Origin of the sequence: Legionella septentrionalis, assembly GCF_003989745.1 — a bacterium.
Classification (GTDB): Bacteria; Pseudomonadota; Gammaproteobacteria; order Legionellales; family Legionellaceae; genus Legionella_A; species Legionella_A septentrionalis.
The window spans coordinates 1-15,482 of record NZ_RZGS01000016.1 but is presented as its reverse complement, the minus strand read 5'-3'; the positions used below and the strand labels follow the sequence as shown (position 1 = coordinate 15,482).

Below are 15,482 nucleotides of genomic sequence, written 5' to 3'. Positions count from 1 at the left end.
ATTTAAAAATCCCCCGATCGCAGGGTTTCCAGCGGGTTTATTGGGTTTATTTTTTATGATTAAAACTAAAGTCAGACCTCACCGTAAGTGCCCATGTGGAAGTAAAAAGAAATATAGAAATTGCTGTGGTAAGTCGACTCGTTTTCAGGATTTATTGCCAGAGCTTCAAACCTTTATAAGAGAGAAACTCAAGCAAAGCATCAAATCAGCAAAAAATACCATGTCCTTTTCTTAATCTGTAAAATTTTAGATATTTTTCAATTAAATTTTCAAATAAGCACTTTTTCATTATAATTAATATAAAATTTCTTCACTCCGGTTATGGACAACCTGACGCCCTCTGATCTAAAAACCATTCTGCACTCAAAGCGTGCCAATTTATACTATTTGGAACACTGTAGAATCTTGGTTAATGGCGGACGCGTTGAATATCTCACAGAAGAAGGGAAGCGCTCACTTTATTGGAATATACCTATTGCCAATACAACATTTATTTTATTGGGTACAGGCACTTCCGTCACTCAAGCCGCAATGCGGGAATTTGCAAAAGCAGGTGTAATGGTAGGATTTTGTGGTGGTGACGGCTCTCCATTGTTTTCCGGTAATGAGTTTGAAGTTACATTTTCCTGGATATCACCGCAAAGTGAGTATCGACCTACCGAATATCTGCAAAAATGGGTGGGGTTTTGGTTTGACGATACTAAACGCACGTTTGCTGCAAAACAATTTCAAACCATTCGGCTTCAGCAAATAAAAAATATTTGGCCAAAATACGCACTTAACAGGGACGCGGCTTTTAAAATAGACATAAACACACTTCACGCGCTTTTGGATTTGACTTCTGCCGAACTGACGCGCTGCGAGACATCGAATCAGCTTTTAGCATTGGAGGCAAAATTAACAAAAACCCTGTATAGGTTGGCAGCCAGCGCAGTAGGATATGGATATTTTCGGCGTGAAAAAAATGGTCAAGGTTTCGACCTGGCTAATCGGTTTCTTGATCACGGCAATTATCTCGCTTATGGGTTGGCAGCCACTGCAACGTGGGTAATGGGCCTGCCTCATGCATTGGCTGTATTGCATGGCAAAACCAGACGCGGAGGACTGATATTTGATGTGGCAGATTTAATTAAGGATGCGATGGTTCTGCCGTGTGCTTTTATTGCAGCTATGGCAGGGGACACTGCCCAAGAATTCCGTAACCGTTGCATTGTTCAATTTAACCAGTTTAGAGCGATGGATGTGATGATAGAAGGGCTTAAGCAAACTTGTGATTCGTTATGAAGGTTAACGAATGAATGTGCTGATTATTTCACAATGCAGCAAAAACGCACTAAAAGAAACAAGCCGCATCCTTGATCAATTTGCAGAAAGAAAGGGCATACGTACCTGGCAAACCAATATCACTCAGGAAGGCTTGCTGACTATACGAAAATTGCTCAAAAAAACGGCAAGGCGTAATACGGCTGTGGCCTGCCATTGGTTAAAAAAAGCGAATTATTCAGAGCTGCTCTGGATTGTTGGCAATCTTGAAAAATTTAACTCAGACGGCACCATACCCACGAATTACACTTCACGAGACGTATTGCGCAGCAAAGATGAAAACAGTTGGCATACAGCCGATATAATCGCGATACTCGCCGGTATCGCCGGCTTGTTTCATGATGTAGGCAAAGCAAATTTTTTATTTCAACAAAAGCTAAGAACCCAAAAAATCACACAGGAACCAGTAAGGCATGAATGGGTTTCATTAGTTATTTTTAAATGCTTTGTAGAGGATTTAACGGACAAGCAGTGGCTTGAGAAACTTGCAAGCTTCAAACCGGGAAAGGAAAAAATACTACTTGATTTATTTTCATCTCTAACCCAGGAAGCGAAGTGCACCAATCTGTTTAAAGGCCTACCCATTTTAGCCCAAGTTGTGGGGTGGTTGATTGTTTCTCATCACCGCCTGTTACAACAGCAAAGCGACCATGAAAGCGGGCGAGCACTGCGCTTTGACTGCATTGCAACGTGGCTTAACCACAAACTTGTTAATGCAACAGCGAATTCCATCCAAGCTAACATGCTGTGGAGCGATGATGAATGGCTAAACGTGTGGACTTTTCCTGAAAACACTCCGCTAGGAAGCCACACTTGGTGTAAAAAAGCGAATAGTTTAGGGAAAAAAGCTTTAAAAAATATTGACTTGCCAACTTTTGACTGGCTGCAAGACAGATTTTCAAGCCATATATCCCGTATGGTACTTATGCTTGCAGACCATTGCTACTCTGCTTCCGATGTCAACACACAATGGCAGGATAAAAATTACAAGTCATATGCAAATACCGATAGAAAAACAGGACAACTTAAACAAAAATTAGATGAGCATAACGTCGGTGTAGGGCATTATGCCTATTTAATCGCACGCCGCCTTCCTCACTTTATTCGCACTCTTCCCGCCATTACCCGCCACAAAGGATTCACAAAACGCACGCCACAAAAGCGCTTCGATTGGCAAAACAAAGCGCATGATTTAGCGCGCTCCATTTCAGAGCGTAGCTTTGAGCAAGGTTTTTTCGGCGTAAATATGGCTTCAACTGGCAGTGGAAAAACATTTGGAAACGCGAGAATCATGTACGGGTTGGCAAATGAAAAAAAAGGATGCCGCTTCAGCGTTGCGATAGGGTTAAGAACTTTAACCTTGCAGACAGGAGACGCATTAAGAGAGTTATTACATCTTAGCGATGATGATTTAGCTGTGCTGATAGGCTCACAAGCGGTACGCGAACTTTATGATCAAAATAAAAGAAATGATGCTACTATGCAATCCGCATCAGAGCTTGCAGTATATGGCTCAGAATCATTATCCGCTTTTGATGAAGAAGAACAATACATACACTACGAAGGTATGCTTGATGATAGCTTACTAAGCGCTTGGCTTGGCCGAAGCCCCAAGCTGCATAAACTGGTGAGTGCGCCCGTTTTAGTCAGTACAATTGACCACTTAATACCGGCCACAGAGGGTGAGCGCGGAGGCAAGCAAATTGCCCCGATGATGCGGCTGCTCACTGCCGACTTGGTTCTTGATGAACCGGATGATTTCAATCTGGATGACTTACCAGCGCTTACCCGCCTTGTTAACTGGGCCGGTATGCTGGGTGCAAGAGTATTACTATCATCAGCAACCTTACCTCCAGATTTAGTCAAAAGCTTATTTGAGGCATATAGGTATGGTCGTTGCCAATTCAACCGAGCCTGCCGCGATGTAGAAGCAGAAGCTCCCATTTACTGCGCGTGGTTTGATGAATTTGGAGTAAGCCAGAGCAATCCTCACGATAGCACTGCTTTTGAGCAAGCTCATACACAATTTGTTGCCAAACGCATTTCTAAGCTTTCTAAGCACCCCCCCTTGCGCATCGGCAAACTTGTTCCAATTTCTTGTGCGGACAGAAAAGCACCCCTTATAGCAGAAACCTTTAGCAGTGTTATAGTTGAATCAATAAAAACACTGCACGGCTACCATCATCAAAAACACCCTTCAGGAAGAACCGTCTCCTTTGGGATCATACGCATGGCAAATATTAATAAGCTGGTTGCAGTTGCAAAATTTCTTTTATCGCGGCCTTTTGCTAAAGAATATCATTTGCATTTTTGTATCTATCATAGTCAGTTTCCCTTGTTGATACGCTCCGAAATTGAGAATCGACTGGATAGCCTGCTTATTCGTCACCGCCCTGAACAATTGTGGACCCACCCATATATTCAGGAAGCATTTAAGAAATACACTGAAACACACCATGTATTTATTGTTTTGGCAACACCAGTGGCTGAGGTAGGACGTGATCATGATTATGATTGGGCTATTGCGGAACCAAGCTCCATGCGTTCATTAATTCAACTCGCCGGCCGGGTACAACGGCACCGCCAATTAAAACCTGCAAACGAAAATTTCTACATTTTGACGCAAAATTTTAAAGCCTTGCAGGGCAAAAAAATTGCATATACAAAACCTGGGTTCGAAACGGAGCATTTTCCATTGCTATCACACGACTTAGGTAACATCCTTCATAAAAATCAGTACCAAAAACTGGATGCAACAAGCCGAATAAATTACGCCAAACCATTAGATCCCCAAAACAATCTCGTGGATTTAGAACATGCTCATACTGCAGCGCGTCTTTTTGGTGACTGCCAATACAGAATTCATGCAAGTTTATGGTGGAAAGAAAATCCTACCTGGACGGCGCAACTTCAATATAAAACACCCTTCAGGAAATCTTACCCACAGGAAGATTTCGTTTTGTATTTTGAAGAAGAAGGTGAGCAAGCAAAATTTTGCCAATTTGATAATTTTTATAGTCAAACACCCATTAAACAAGATAAATTATTCCAACGCAGTGAATGGGAGCCGGCTCATAATATTCATTCTTTAGTAAACATCGGCTATGAAACGGGAATAATTTCACTGGCAATAAAGAATGAAGTTACAATTGCCCATGCTTGCAGAAATTTTGGCTTCCTGCAATTGCCAAAAGATGAATCCGGTTTAAAAATTTGGACATATCATCCTTTATTGGGGATCTACAGAAATTTTGATGAATGAAAATAATTAATAACCCTTAGGGCTGGTTGCTCACTTACGCTTGTACTGAATATAAAGTTATCTAACAGGGAATAGAAGATGACAGCGACTTTTGCAGAAGCCATAATTCAATTTATTACCTCCCGACTAAATACCAAACTTGATAAGCTGCAAAAAAAGCGGCAAAAAGCGCTCCATGCGTCGGATAATACCGCTCTCGCAGCATTGCATGAAGATGAGGCTAAATTACGTGAGGAATACCAGCCTGCCAATTGGCTCATGGAGGCTGCGCAACGGGCAAAACACGTCACACTTATTACCCATTCGGTAAAATATATTAATAGCTGTGCCAAAGGAACTAACATCAATGCTCTTCTTTACCCGGCCATTGGCAGCTACCCGGGTTATTTAACCAGCATATCTTTGGAGCATATTGGACTTGATGCAATAAGTAATGCTGCTCACATGGATGTAGCAGCTTTTTTAACCTTACAAGCCAATGGTCAAAGCCTACACTTGTGCCTCGCTAACCATGACTCTACCCCATTCAAGCCCTTTGTGGAAAACGAGAAGCAACTTACGGACTTAATGCAGGGGTTTCAAAAAGCCTTAAAGAATGAAGCGCTTTCAACCCACCCGCTTGCAAAACAACTCTATTTTCCAGTGAATGAGCGCCCAAACTACCATTTAATAAGCCCCTTGTTTCCCACTTCATTGGCTCAACATCTATATGAGACTATTGACAATGCACGTTACAGTGACAAGGCAAAACAGTTATATGAAGCAAAGCGTCACCACATGTTTACAACTGAAAAAATAAAAAAATACGTTAAGCTCGCACATCAACGTTTTGGCGGCGGCAATCCGCAAAATGTTTCGTTGTTTAACGCCCGCCGTAATGGCGAAATATATTTGTTAAATGCAGAACCGCCAACCTGGCAAAGTCAAACTTTACCACCTCTTACCAGACGAGGCTCTTTTATGCGGCTGTTTGAAAAACAAGTTTACCCAGCCCTAATTCGCCTCAAGTCACTACTTGAGCAGGTCAAAAATAAAAATAGTAATTTTGCAATCCGCAAGTCTCGCGGTGCTTTGGTCGATGAAATCATCGATATTTTTTTACATTGCGCTGCAACTATTATCCAAACAAAGCCTGCTGGTTGGAGCATGGATTCATCCCTTACAAAAGAGGAAAAATTCTGGCTTGACCCCTACTTTGACGACCCTAATTTCCAGGCACAACGCGAGCAAGAAAACTGGAAAGAAAAAATTATTTATAATTTTGCAAATTGGTTAAACCATAAACTAGAGCGGTTAACGCATGAACAACTGAAATTTAAAGACGAAGAACATGCTGCCTGGGCTATAGAATTAAAGCGCAAATTAAACCTGCTTAATGATGCTTTAGAGGATTTAACGAGATGAAATCATTGCTGCTTATTGAAAAAATTGAAGTTGAAAATGCAAATGCAATTGCAGGATTGACTTATGGTTTCCCGGCCGTCAGCAGTTTTTTAGGGTTTACACACGCATTATCCAGGCAATTACAAAAAGATTTTGATTTAACACTAAATGAGAGCGCCATTATTTGCCACAACCATCAGGTACATTGCCTGTCCATAAATGGCTGGAACGATCAAAATTTTGCCCTGACACGCAATCCGTTAACCAAGGAGGCAAAAACGGCTTCTTTTAACGAAGAAGGACGCATGCATCTTACCATTTCACTACTGATGCCCTGCTCTTTTACTTATGATGATCTGGATAAAGCAATGAATGCTGAAGCAGAAACGCTTTTTCCAATGTATATTCACCAAAAAATATCCATGCTGAAATTAGCCGGCGGGCTAATTACCAAAGGCCGTGTTCGATTTATTGAACTTGACGAAGACCCAATAAAAGCTCAAAAACAAAAGCGTCGCCTTAGATATCAATTATTACCTGGTTTTGTCTTAGTAGAGCGCGCCGCTCTTCTTGAAAAACACTGGCAAGACATGAAAAACCTAGCTGAACAAACTACAATAGTTGATGCTTGGCTGGATTTTTTTGCCCTGAACTATGAATGCCATATTGATGAAGAAAACAGCTGGCACCTTATCCCCAGGCAGCCAGGATGGTTTGTGCCCCTCTGCAATGGATTTCGAGCGATTTCCCCTTTATATGAAAAGCAAAAAGTTGCTAAAGCCCGTAATCACGAAATCCCTTTCCAGTTTGTAGAACCCGTGCATACCATAGGGGAGTGGATAAGCCCGCATCGGGTAGAGACGCTTAATTCGTTATTCTGGCGATATGAATACAGCCCAGACTGGTATCTGTGCCGCAATGATTTTGAACGAATCGAAACATTAGGAGATCAAAGTGAATCAGGAACACATTAAAACAGCAAGTGTATTGTCATTTGAACGCAAATTAGCCAATTCAGACGGCTTGCTGTATAGCGGAAATTGGACAGATCGTCACAACCTTGCCAAGTGGAAACCTATTCCTGTAACTGAAAAAGCCATTCGCGGTACAATTTCAAACCGGCAAAAAAATGCTATCAGTAACGATCCTGCAAAATTGGATGCTGAGATTCGAAAGCCTAATTTGCAGCGTGTAGATGTCGCATCCTTGCCCTTTGATGCGGATACGCTAAAACTTAGCTTTAGCCTTCGCGTGTTAGGCAACCTCCCCGAACCATCGACCTGTGATAATCCTGAATACCTTAAGGTACTGCAACAAGTGATTACAAACTACGCACAAACCTATCAGTTTAAAGAGCTTGCCAAGCGGTACGCACATAACCTTGCCAATGGCCGCTACTTGTGGCGCAATCGCTTTGAAGCTGAAAAGATTGAAGTTCACGTCACGCAAATGCTAGAACAAAGACCTGCAAAAACTTGGGTGTTTGATGCGCACAGCGTTGCCCTGCGCAACTTTGCTTATACTAATCCTGAGTTGGAAGAATTAGCTGCAGTCATACAAAAAGGATTGCAGAGCGACGCATTTGTTTTTTTCAATATAGATGCATATGCATTACTGGGGCACGGCCAGGAAATATTCCCTTCACAGGAATTGATTCTCGATAAAAGCAATAGAAAAGGGGAGAAAAGTAAAATCCTTTACCAGGTTAATGGCACTGCCGGCTTGCATTCACAAAAAATTGGCAATGCACTGCGCACCATTGACACTTGGTATGCAGATGATAATTCGCTAGGCCCGATTGCCATCGAGCCTTTCGGTGCAGTAACTAATCGTGGCATAGCTTACCGTCAGCCTAAGGAAAAGAAAGATTTTTATACGCTTTTTGATGGTTGGGTCGTGAAAAATAAAGTACCGACAGAAGACGAACAACACTTCGTTATAGCATGTCTTATCAGAGGGGGGGTGTATGGTGAAAAATCTGAGTAAGGAGAGGCAACCATGAATCACTATCTCGACATTACCCTACAACCCGATCCGGAGTTTTCCGAAAGCATACTGATGAATGCCCTTTTTAATAAACTGCACCGCCATCTGGTTAAGTTAAATTCGCATTCAATTGGTGTCAGTTTTCCGCATGTAACAAATGTTCTTGGCGATTGTTTAAGATTACACGGAGAATCTATTGCTCTTGAAAACCTAATGCAAGCACACTGGATGAAAGGCATGAAGGATTATACGGTTATCAGTATGGTTCGACCTGTGCCCAGTAATGTTCAGTACCGTACAGTTTCGCGGGTGCATCAGAAAAAAAGCGCAGAGCAACTACGCAGGCGCTCAGTCAAAAAGGGCTGGCTCACTGAACAGGAAGCGCAACTCACCATTCATCAAAGAGAACCATTTAAAATTAACTTGCCTTTTTTATTATTAACGAGCCAATCCACCGGCCAAAATTTCAAGTTATTTATTCACCACAGTGACTTTAAGGAGGTCGCAGTAATAGGGAAATTTAACCAATATGGATTAAGCGCTCATGCAACTATTCCCTGGTTTTGACCCCTTTTTTTGCCCTGATATATAACATTCTGTTTTTTATATAATTTTATATTTCAATAAAATTAGGGTTAAATAACTTAATCTTATTTATCCTTTTGAAAATTAATTTTTTCTTTCTAAAATAAAACTGTTCTCCGCCGTACAGGCGGCTTAGAAATTACTAAATTGTTTTAGTTTATCTTTCAAGTAGTTCTCCGCCGTACAGGCGGCTTAGAAAAGTCTGTCTTCTTACGACAAAGGCACTAAAGAGTTCTCCGCCGTACAGGCGGCTTAGAAAATGGATATGGAGAGTTACGATATAAATATAAAGTTCTCCGCCGTACAGGCGGCTTAGAAACCACATTGGTCGCCTATCCTTTCTTGCAATTTGTTCTCCGCCGTACAGGCGGCTTAGAAAAGAAGGAGCGGACTTTCTGCCTGCGTGCAAGCGTTCTCCGCCGTACAGGCGGCTTAGAAATCCCGATGTCTTCGATATGTTTCCACAGAGAAGTTCTCCGCCGTACAGGCGGCTTAGAAAATTTAGGCCAGTGAATACGAACGTGTCCTGGAGTTCTCCGCCGTACAGGCGGCTTAGAAACAGGTGTGATGGCTTGTGATAGAGCTGAAGACGTTCTCCGCCGTACAGGCGGCTTAGAAAGGTTTAATGGATTAAGTCCCCCCTCATTGGGTGTTCTCCGCCGTACAGGCGGCTTAGAAAATTGAGCAGCTAGTTTCCCCCCCACATAGTAAGTTCTCCGCCGTACAGGCGGCTTAGAAAAGAGATAAGTACCTAAACATGACATCCCCCTGGTTCTCCGCCGTACAGGCGGCTTAGAAAATTGCCTGTTGAGAAAAGTTTGCTAAGTACACGTTCTCCGCCGTACAGGCGGCTTAGAAATAAGAACATGGCATTACATTGTATATGTCCTAGTTCTCCGCCGTACAGGCGGCTTAGAAAGTGATATTCTGGTCGATACGATTATTCCAAAAGTTCTCCGCCGTACAGGCGGCTTAGAAAAGATGAAGATGACGACATCCCATACTAAGAGGTGTTCTCCGCCGTACAGGCGGCTTAGAAAATACAGCCCAACAGTCGGAAAAGCCGACACAGGTTCTCCGCCGTACAGGCGGCTTAGAAACAGTGCCGGAATCAAATGTTTTTAAATATCCAGTTCTCCGCCGTACAGGCGGCTTAGAAAATAGGGGTCGCATTATACTCACTAGCAGCTAAGTTCTCCGCCGTACAGGCGGCTTAGAAATCTTGATGTCCATAGACAAGATCGTTCAGCTCGTTCTCCGCCGTACAGGCGGCTTAGAAAGAAAACGCTCCAGCAAATATCCAACTCACGCCGTTCTCCGCCGTACAGGCGGCTTAGAAAAGTGATAGAGATTACGCCATTAATTGTCACTGGTTCTCCGCCGTACAGGCGGCTTAGAAAGTCATTCATCTTATCAAATCTAGGCTTCCATCGTTCTCCGCCGTACAGGCGGCTTAGAAATTATGAAGACTGGGAAGTGCATGACTATTTAAGTTCTCCGCCGTACAGGCGGCTTAGAAACCTCGAAACATAGTTTCAATTGAAATCTTCTGGTTCTCCGCCGTACAGGCGGCTTAGAAAGTCTGGATTTGTGCTTGATATGGTATTGCCGTGTTCTCCGCAGTACAGACAGTTTAAACATATTGGATATACTCATGTTTATGCGTCTGCTTAAACATGAGCGCCAGTGTGCTGAATTTTATTGCATTAGATAAGTTCTAAACAGGAGCAAAATTACTAGGATCGCTTATTGTTTACATCAGGATTTCAAATTGCTGCACGCTCTTTTTACATGAGATAATCGTAAGCTTTATCTTGCTTTTTCTTTATTCATCTCATAAAAGCTTTTCAATTCAAAATCGACGTAATTTTCAAGTAATTTTTTAATTTCGTATTCTGCACCGTTATAAGTTTCATATTCGGTGTGAAATTTTACAGGAGTGTAGGTTTTAGGGCCTCTATTTAACAGATAAGTTACAGAGCCATCGGCTTTGTAAAGATTTTTATCAACTTCAGTTGCCACGATTTTATAAGAAATTTTAAAGCCTTTATAAATATAATCGGTCACTTCGAACTCCCAGGGTTTAACTTCCCGCTTATGTTTAAGTATATACCGCTTAAAACTGAAATCTGCAATTATTTGATTCTGCCAAATGCTTCTCCGAAACGAATCTGTTTTCCGGCATGCAATTGTTCTAACCATTGCATGGATTGCCCTTCGGCAAACATTAAAATAACGGTTGAGCCCAATTTGAAATAACCCATTTCCTGGGCTTGCGATAAAGCATATGCATTTTCACCCTCTTCTGGGTACACATACTGGGCTGGCTTACGCCCGCGCATGATATCGCCATGCCAACTGGTACCAATGCCGCCAACAATGGTTGCCCCTACCAGAACCATCGCCATTGGGCCGATTTTTGTTTCAAAATAAACCACCAAGCGTTCATTGCGCGCAAATAATCTGGGGATAACGCGCGCCGTAGCGGGTTGCACTGAAAATAATTTACCCGGCACATAAATCATTTCTTTTAAAACAGCATCTATCGGCATATGCACGCGATGGTAATCTTTTGGCGATAAATAAAGCGTGGCGAAACGGCCATGCGCAAATTGTTTGCTCTTTTGCTCATCACCCGCCAATAACTCTTGCACAGAATAATACCAACCCTTGGCTTGCAATAACTTGCCGGCATTAATTTCCCCGAGTTCGCTTATAAACCCGTCTACAGGCGATAAAATATCGGCGCTAGCCAATGGTCTGCATTCCGGTTTTAATTGGCGAATAAAGAAATCATTAAAACAAGCGTATTGCTCGGGACGCTCTTCACGCGCTTCCGTCATGTCCACTGCGAAGCGGCGAATAAAATGCCGGATCAGCTGGTTTTTAACCGCGGGATTTTTTACATTGGCGAGACAACCGGCAAAGGCTGTGAGGGCGCGTTTGGGCAAAACGAATTGCGGAAAAGTTTTTAAATAATCAGAAAGCATTATATTCATTCAAAAAATTACAAGTCATACCGCGAAATAGCGGCTTCCAATTCAATGTTAGCGTGATTGTACAGCCTGCGGAAGAAAAGAACGTGGTTCCAATCCTTTATTAAGTCTTAGCACAAAAAAAGCAGTTAGGGCAACGAAACTGACTAAAACTCCTGGAAGCCAGTAAATTTCGGCCTTGCTTACCATATGTTCGGCGAAAGGCAAGCTTGCTGCGCCGATGCTGGCGGCCATAGCCCAAATGGTAGAAACACCCCAGCAGCGATATTCGGCAGGTAATTGTTGATAAAGAAAATAGTACATCGCCGAACAAATCAAGCCATTAACTATCACATATCCCATCAGGGAAACCAAGATAAGCGGCTTTATAATTTGAGCTGTGGCACAGAATAAAACAGGGGCAACGCAGGCGAGCAAAATCATACTACCTCGCAGCAATTGGCGAGCTCGCGCTGGTTTAGTCAAAAAAGCAATGGGTAGCGCAAGCAGCGCAGAACTAAGCTGCGCAAACGAACCTATCCATGCGCAAGTGACTTTATCCCATACTTGCTGCTCCATTGCAAAAGACAGCCAAAATACATTGCATATATAAACTGTTACGCTTACAAATGCCCCTAGCGCGGCAATATTAAGCAATCCGCGCCAATGCAAACGCCAAACACGTTCAATTTTTGCCGAATACATTTTTTTAAATTCCGGCGATTCGCTTAATTGTTTACGCAAACGGCAAACCCAGAGTGAAAGCACACCGACCAATGCAAATACAATCCGCCACATCCATGAGACGTCGGTAAATTGTATGAACGCGGCCAATGCTCCGCCAGTAAACATTCCAGCCGCACCACTTGCGGCTACCAGACTGCCTGCATATAAAGGCTTTTGCGGGGTATGCTCCACTAAAAACATCGCCGATGTGTTCACTTCTCCGCCCAAAGCCAATCCTTGCAGTAAACGCAAAACAAGCAGGCACCAGGTAGCGGCCACCCCCCACTTAGCATACCCCGGCAGTAAACAAATACCGAGCGTAGCCAATCCCATCAATGCTGCAGAAAATACCATGGGCTTGCGCCGGCCGTTTTTATCCGCTTCCCGGCCAAATAGCCAACCACCTAATGGGCGGGCTAAATAAGCTGCGGCGAATAAAGCAAAGGTGAGCATTAAACTATGGGTGGAAACAGGGAAAAACTCTGCTGCAAAGACAGCTTTGGCTAAATAAAGATAAAGACTGAAATCCAGCCACTCTAAAAATACCATAGCCAATACAATGAAAAAGGCTGAACGTTTCATCTAATGCGCCTGTTAACCCTACTAATGGGATTAGGTATGACAATGCAAACATTTTATACTTTTTTCCAGTGCAGCTGAACGGTTTAGAGCCAAAATCCAAGATTACCAGGCTGATTTACAACCATCCTTTACTCAATTGCGGTATTTTGCATAGCTTGGAAGTGCTTTTTTTACTAGAATCTAGATTGCCAAAAAAATGAGAATGGCACTACATGCTCAATATATTATTTACAATTTTGCTGCTGGAAGGATTTGTAACCATTTCGGTTGAAGTGCTGACCATTCGCCAACTGCTCCCTTTCTACGGAGGCAGCGTCTTGATCACCAGCATCATCATCGGCGTTTTCCTGCTGTTTCTAGCATTGGGATATTGGCGCGGCGGCAGCTATCAGCAGGATTTTTTTAAAGAGCTTAAACGTAATTTTGCCTGCAGCATGTTATTTATCGGGATAGGCTTGAGCTATGTATTCATTGCCGGGTTTTATTATTTCAGCATTTATAAGGCAGACTTACCCTTTCTACTTAGCTTGTCACTTTATTTATTGTTTGTTTTAGCTCCTATCGTTTACTGGCTAGGGCAGACTATCCCCATCACCACGAACCTGTTTAACCAACAGCAGCGCATAAGCCACATCAGCGGGCGAGCGTTATTTTTAAGCACGATAGGCTCGTTTTTGGGAGCCTTGCTGACTTCCTTGCTTTTATTCCAATATTTAGGAGTAGCTTTAACGGTTGTCATTAATTGCGGCTTGCTTTTTTTACTGATGGTTAGTTTGCGCTCTTACAATGGCTCGACCATGTTATCGCTTCTTCCCTTCTTGCTGGCATTGATTTTTATTTGGTTTCTTAATGTAAACGTAGAAAGCACGCAATTTAAACGCACCAATAATTATGGGAATTACAAAGTGATTGACACGGGCGAATTGGGCAAGTTATTTCAGATTAATGAATCCAGCAGTTCATTGCTGGCCGCTGACAAAAAAGCCTTCCCATACATCGAATACATTCGCCATTTATTGTTTAATGAGTTAAAGCTGCGCCATAAAAAAATACTGGTGATTGGCGCTGGCGGTTTTACGCTTACTGCAGCCGGGAACCATGATAATAAAGTAACTTATGTGGATATTGACCCTGCCATCAAAGATTTGGCTGAACAATATTTTTTAAATGCATCAGTGCGCGGTAAATTTGTCGGCCAGGATGCCCGCCGTTACTTGCAGCAAAAAACCGAAATTTTTGATGTAATTATTTCCGACGTATACAGCCATCAGGCAACTATTCCACCTTCTTTATTAACGGCAGAATACTTTGCCGCCATAAGGCAGCACCTTGCCCCGCAAGGATTAATGATAGCTAATATCATTGCCAACCCGTTATTTCATGATGAGTATGCACAAACCGTGTTCAATACCATCCATGCTGTTTTTCCGTATTGCGCCATTGTCCCCTTCAACTGGCAATACCCCTTGACCAATATGCTTTATATTTGCCCGAACGTGGCAGCGTCGGATACGATTTACCGCGATGATTTAAACAGAGCCACTACGGATTTTTTTAAAAGCCGTCAACATTGATTGAAATGAAAACCTTGCAGGAAGACAATATGAATGTGAATATTATCGGTGCAGGCCGCCTCGGTTCAAGTCTGGCAAAAGCCTTGCTTAAGCTACATCCCGATACCGTGCTTACCCTTTACAACCGTTCTCTCGCTAAAGGTGAAAAAATAATCCAGCATTTGGGGAGCGGACAGAGCGTCGATGAATTTCATGCTATGCCAGCTGCCAGCATCGTGTTTATAACCACCCCGGATGATGCGATCGCAGTTATTGCAGAGATACTCGCAAAAGAGCAGCTTATTCCCGCCGGTAGCATGGTCGTACATTGCAGCGGGGTATTGGGTTCCGGCGTTCTCGCCCCCTTGCAACGCCAAGGTTGCCATACGGCCAGCGTCCATCCTTTAAGGGCTTTTGCGGAAGAAATGCAGGAAGATGCATTTCAAAACTGCCATTGCGTCATGGAAGGAGATGCAGCGGCCACTGCTTATTTAAGCATTTTATTTAAAAACCTGGGCGCCTTAACCCTTACCATCCATGCAGAAAAAAAAGCAATTTATCATGCTGCAGCGGTCATGGCTTCAAACTATGTGGTGACTTTAGCGGATGCAGCCATTAAGTTATTAATTGAATCCGATGTTAGCGAAGAACACGCCCGGCAAATTACTCATAATTTATTACAAATAAGCTTGACGAATCTAAAGAAAAGCCCACCCAAGGAAGCACTCACCGGCCCTTTGCAGCGCGGCGATCTGTCTACTATTGCCAAACATTTACATGCCCTGCAAGGTTCTGCCACGGAAAAATTATATAGAGCGGCTGCATTAGCCACTTTACCTTTAACACCACATGATGCGGAAACCATCGCCAGGCTAAAAAGCGTGCTGGCTATTAGGCAACGTCCCTAAAGTTTTTTAGCCAAGATTTCATCTTAAATTGAGCACAAATTTTTCTATTTCACTTCGATCTACCCCCTCTCCCACGACAGGAGCTTTGATAGTATGATGATGCCCTTCGCGGGAGAGGGTTGGGGAGAGGGAATGTCACGGATGGTCATTGATGACGAGATGTGGTCTCGTTTAGAAAAATTACTTCCAAAGCCTAAAG

11 protein-coding genes and 1 CRISPR repeat array are annotated in these 15,482 nt (G+C 42.9%); of the genes, 8 read left to right on the top strand and 3 right to left on the bottom strand.

The genetic code is table 11. The features are described 5' to 3' along the window. The first annotated feature begins 321 nt into the window (after positions 1-321). From cas1f to cas6f, 6 genes are all read left to right on the top strand, one after another. On the top strand, positions 322-1,284 hold the full coding sequence (gene cas1f / locus ELY11_RS06835) for a type I-F CRISPR-associated endonuclease Cas1f (RefSeq protein WP_127032760.1): 963 nt from the start codon (positions 322-324) through the stop codon (positions 1,282-1,284). 10 nt (positions 1,285-1,294) lie between these two features. After that, the gene (gene cas3f, locus ELY11_RS06830; RefSeq protein ID WP_127032759.1) at positions 1,295-4,585 is read left to right on the top strand and encodes a type I-F CRISPR-associated helicase Cas3f; all 3,291 of its coding nucleotides are present in this window, start codon (positions 1,295-1,297) and stop codon (positions 4,583-4,585) included. Between the two features lie 78 nt (positions 4,586-4,663). Beyond that, positions 4,664-5,989 (top strand): type I-F CRISPR-associated protein Csy1, encoded by a 1,326-nt coding sequence (csy1, locus tag ELY11_RS06825; protein WP_127032758.1) that lies wholly within the window; start codon positions 4,664-4,666, stop codon positions 5,987-5,989. Further along, on the top strand, positions 5,986-6,942 hold the full coding sequence (csy2, locus tag ELY11_RS06820; protein WP_127032757.1) for a type I-F CRISPR-associated protein Csy2: 957 nt from the start codon (positions 5,986-5,988) through the stop codon (positions 6,940-6,942). Before csy1 ends, csy2 begins: the two co-directional genes overlap by 4 nt. Then, on the top strand, positions 6,923-7,954 hold the full coding sequence (gene csy3 / locus ELY11_RS06815; RefSeq protein WP_127032756.1) for a type I-F CRISPR-associated protein Csy3: 1,032 nt from the start codon (positions 6,923-6,925) through the stop codon (positions 7,952-7,954). Before csy2 ends, csy3 begins: the two co-directional genes overlap by 20 nt. A gap of 12 nt (positions 7,955-7,966) precedes the next feature. Next, positions 7,967-8,521, top strand: coding sequence for a type I-F CRISPR-associated endoribonuclease Cas6/Csy4 (gene cas6f, locus ELY11_RS06810; protein WP_127032755.1), 555 nt, complete (start codon positions 7,967-7,969; stop codon positions 8,519-8,521). Positions 8,522-8,650: 129 nt separating this feature from the next. Continuing rightward, a CRISPR array of direct repeats spans positions 8,651-10,119; the repeat unit is 28 nt; unit sequence GTTCTCCGCCGTACAGGCGGCTTAGAAA. 229 nt (positions 10,120-10,348) lie between these two features. On the opposite strand, the gene ELY11_RS06805 is transcribed toward cas6f, so the two are convergent. The 3 genes from ELY11_RS06805 to ELY11_RS06795 form a co-directional block, all read right to left on the bottom strand. Beyond that, positions 10,349-10,606 carry a hypothetical protein gene (locus tag ELY11_RS06805; protein ID WP_126954493.1) on the bottom strand — a complete coding sequence of 86 codons (258 nt, stop codon included), beginning with the start codon at positions 10,604-10,606 and terminating at the stop codon, positions 10,349-10,351. Positions 10,607-10,674: 68 nt separating this feature from the next. Further along, entirely contained in the window at positions 10,675-11,529 is an 855-nt protein-coding gene (asd, locus tag ELY11_RS06800; protein ID WP_126954494.1) for an archaetidylserine decarboxylase, read from the bottom strand. Between the two features lie 57 nt (positions 11,530-11,586). Then, positions 11,587-12,822: an MFS transporter gene (locus ELY11_RS06795; RefSeq protein ID WP_127032754.1), complete on the bottom strand. Its 1,236-nt coding sequence runs from the start codon at positions 12,820-12,822 to the stop codon at positions 11,587-11,589. Between the two features lie 212 nt (positions 12,823-13,034). Between ELY11_RS06795 and ELY11_RS06790 the strand changes: the two genes are divergently transcribed. Next, complete coding sequence (locus ELY11_RS06790; RefSeq protein WP_127032753.1) at positions 13,035-14,396, top strand: fused MFS/spermidine synthase; 1,362 nt, start codon at positions 13,035-13,037, stop codon at positions 14,394-14,396. 5 nt (positions 14,397-14,401) lie between these two features. Next, positions 14,402-15,283 (top strand): Rossmann-like and DUF2520 domain-containing protein, encoded by an 882-nt coding sequence (locus ELY11_RS06785; protein WP_127032752.1) that lies wholly within the window; start codon positions 14,402-14,404, stop codon positions 15,281-15,283. The last annotated feature ends 199 nt before the right edge of the window (positions 15,284-15,482 follow it).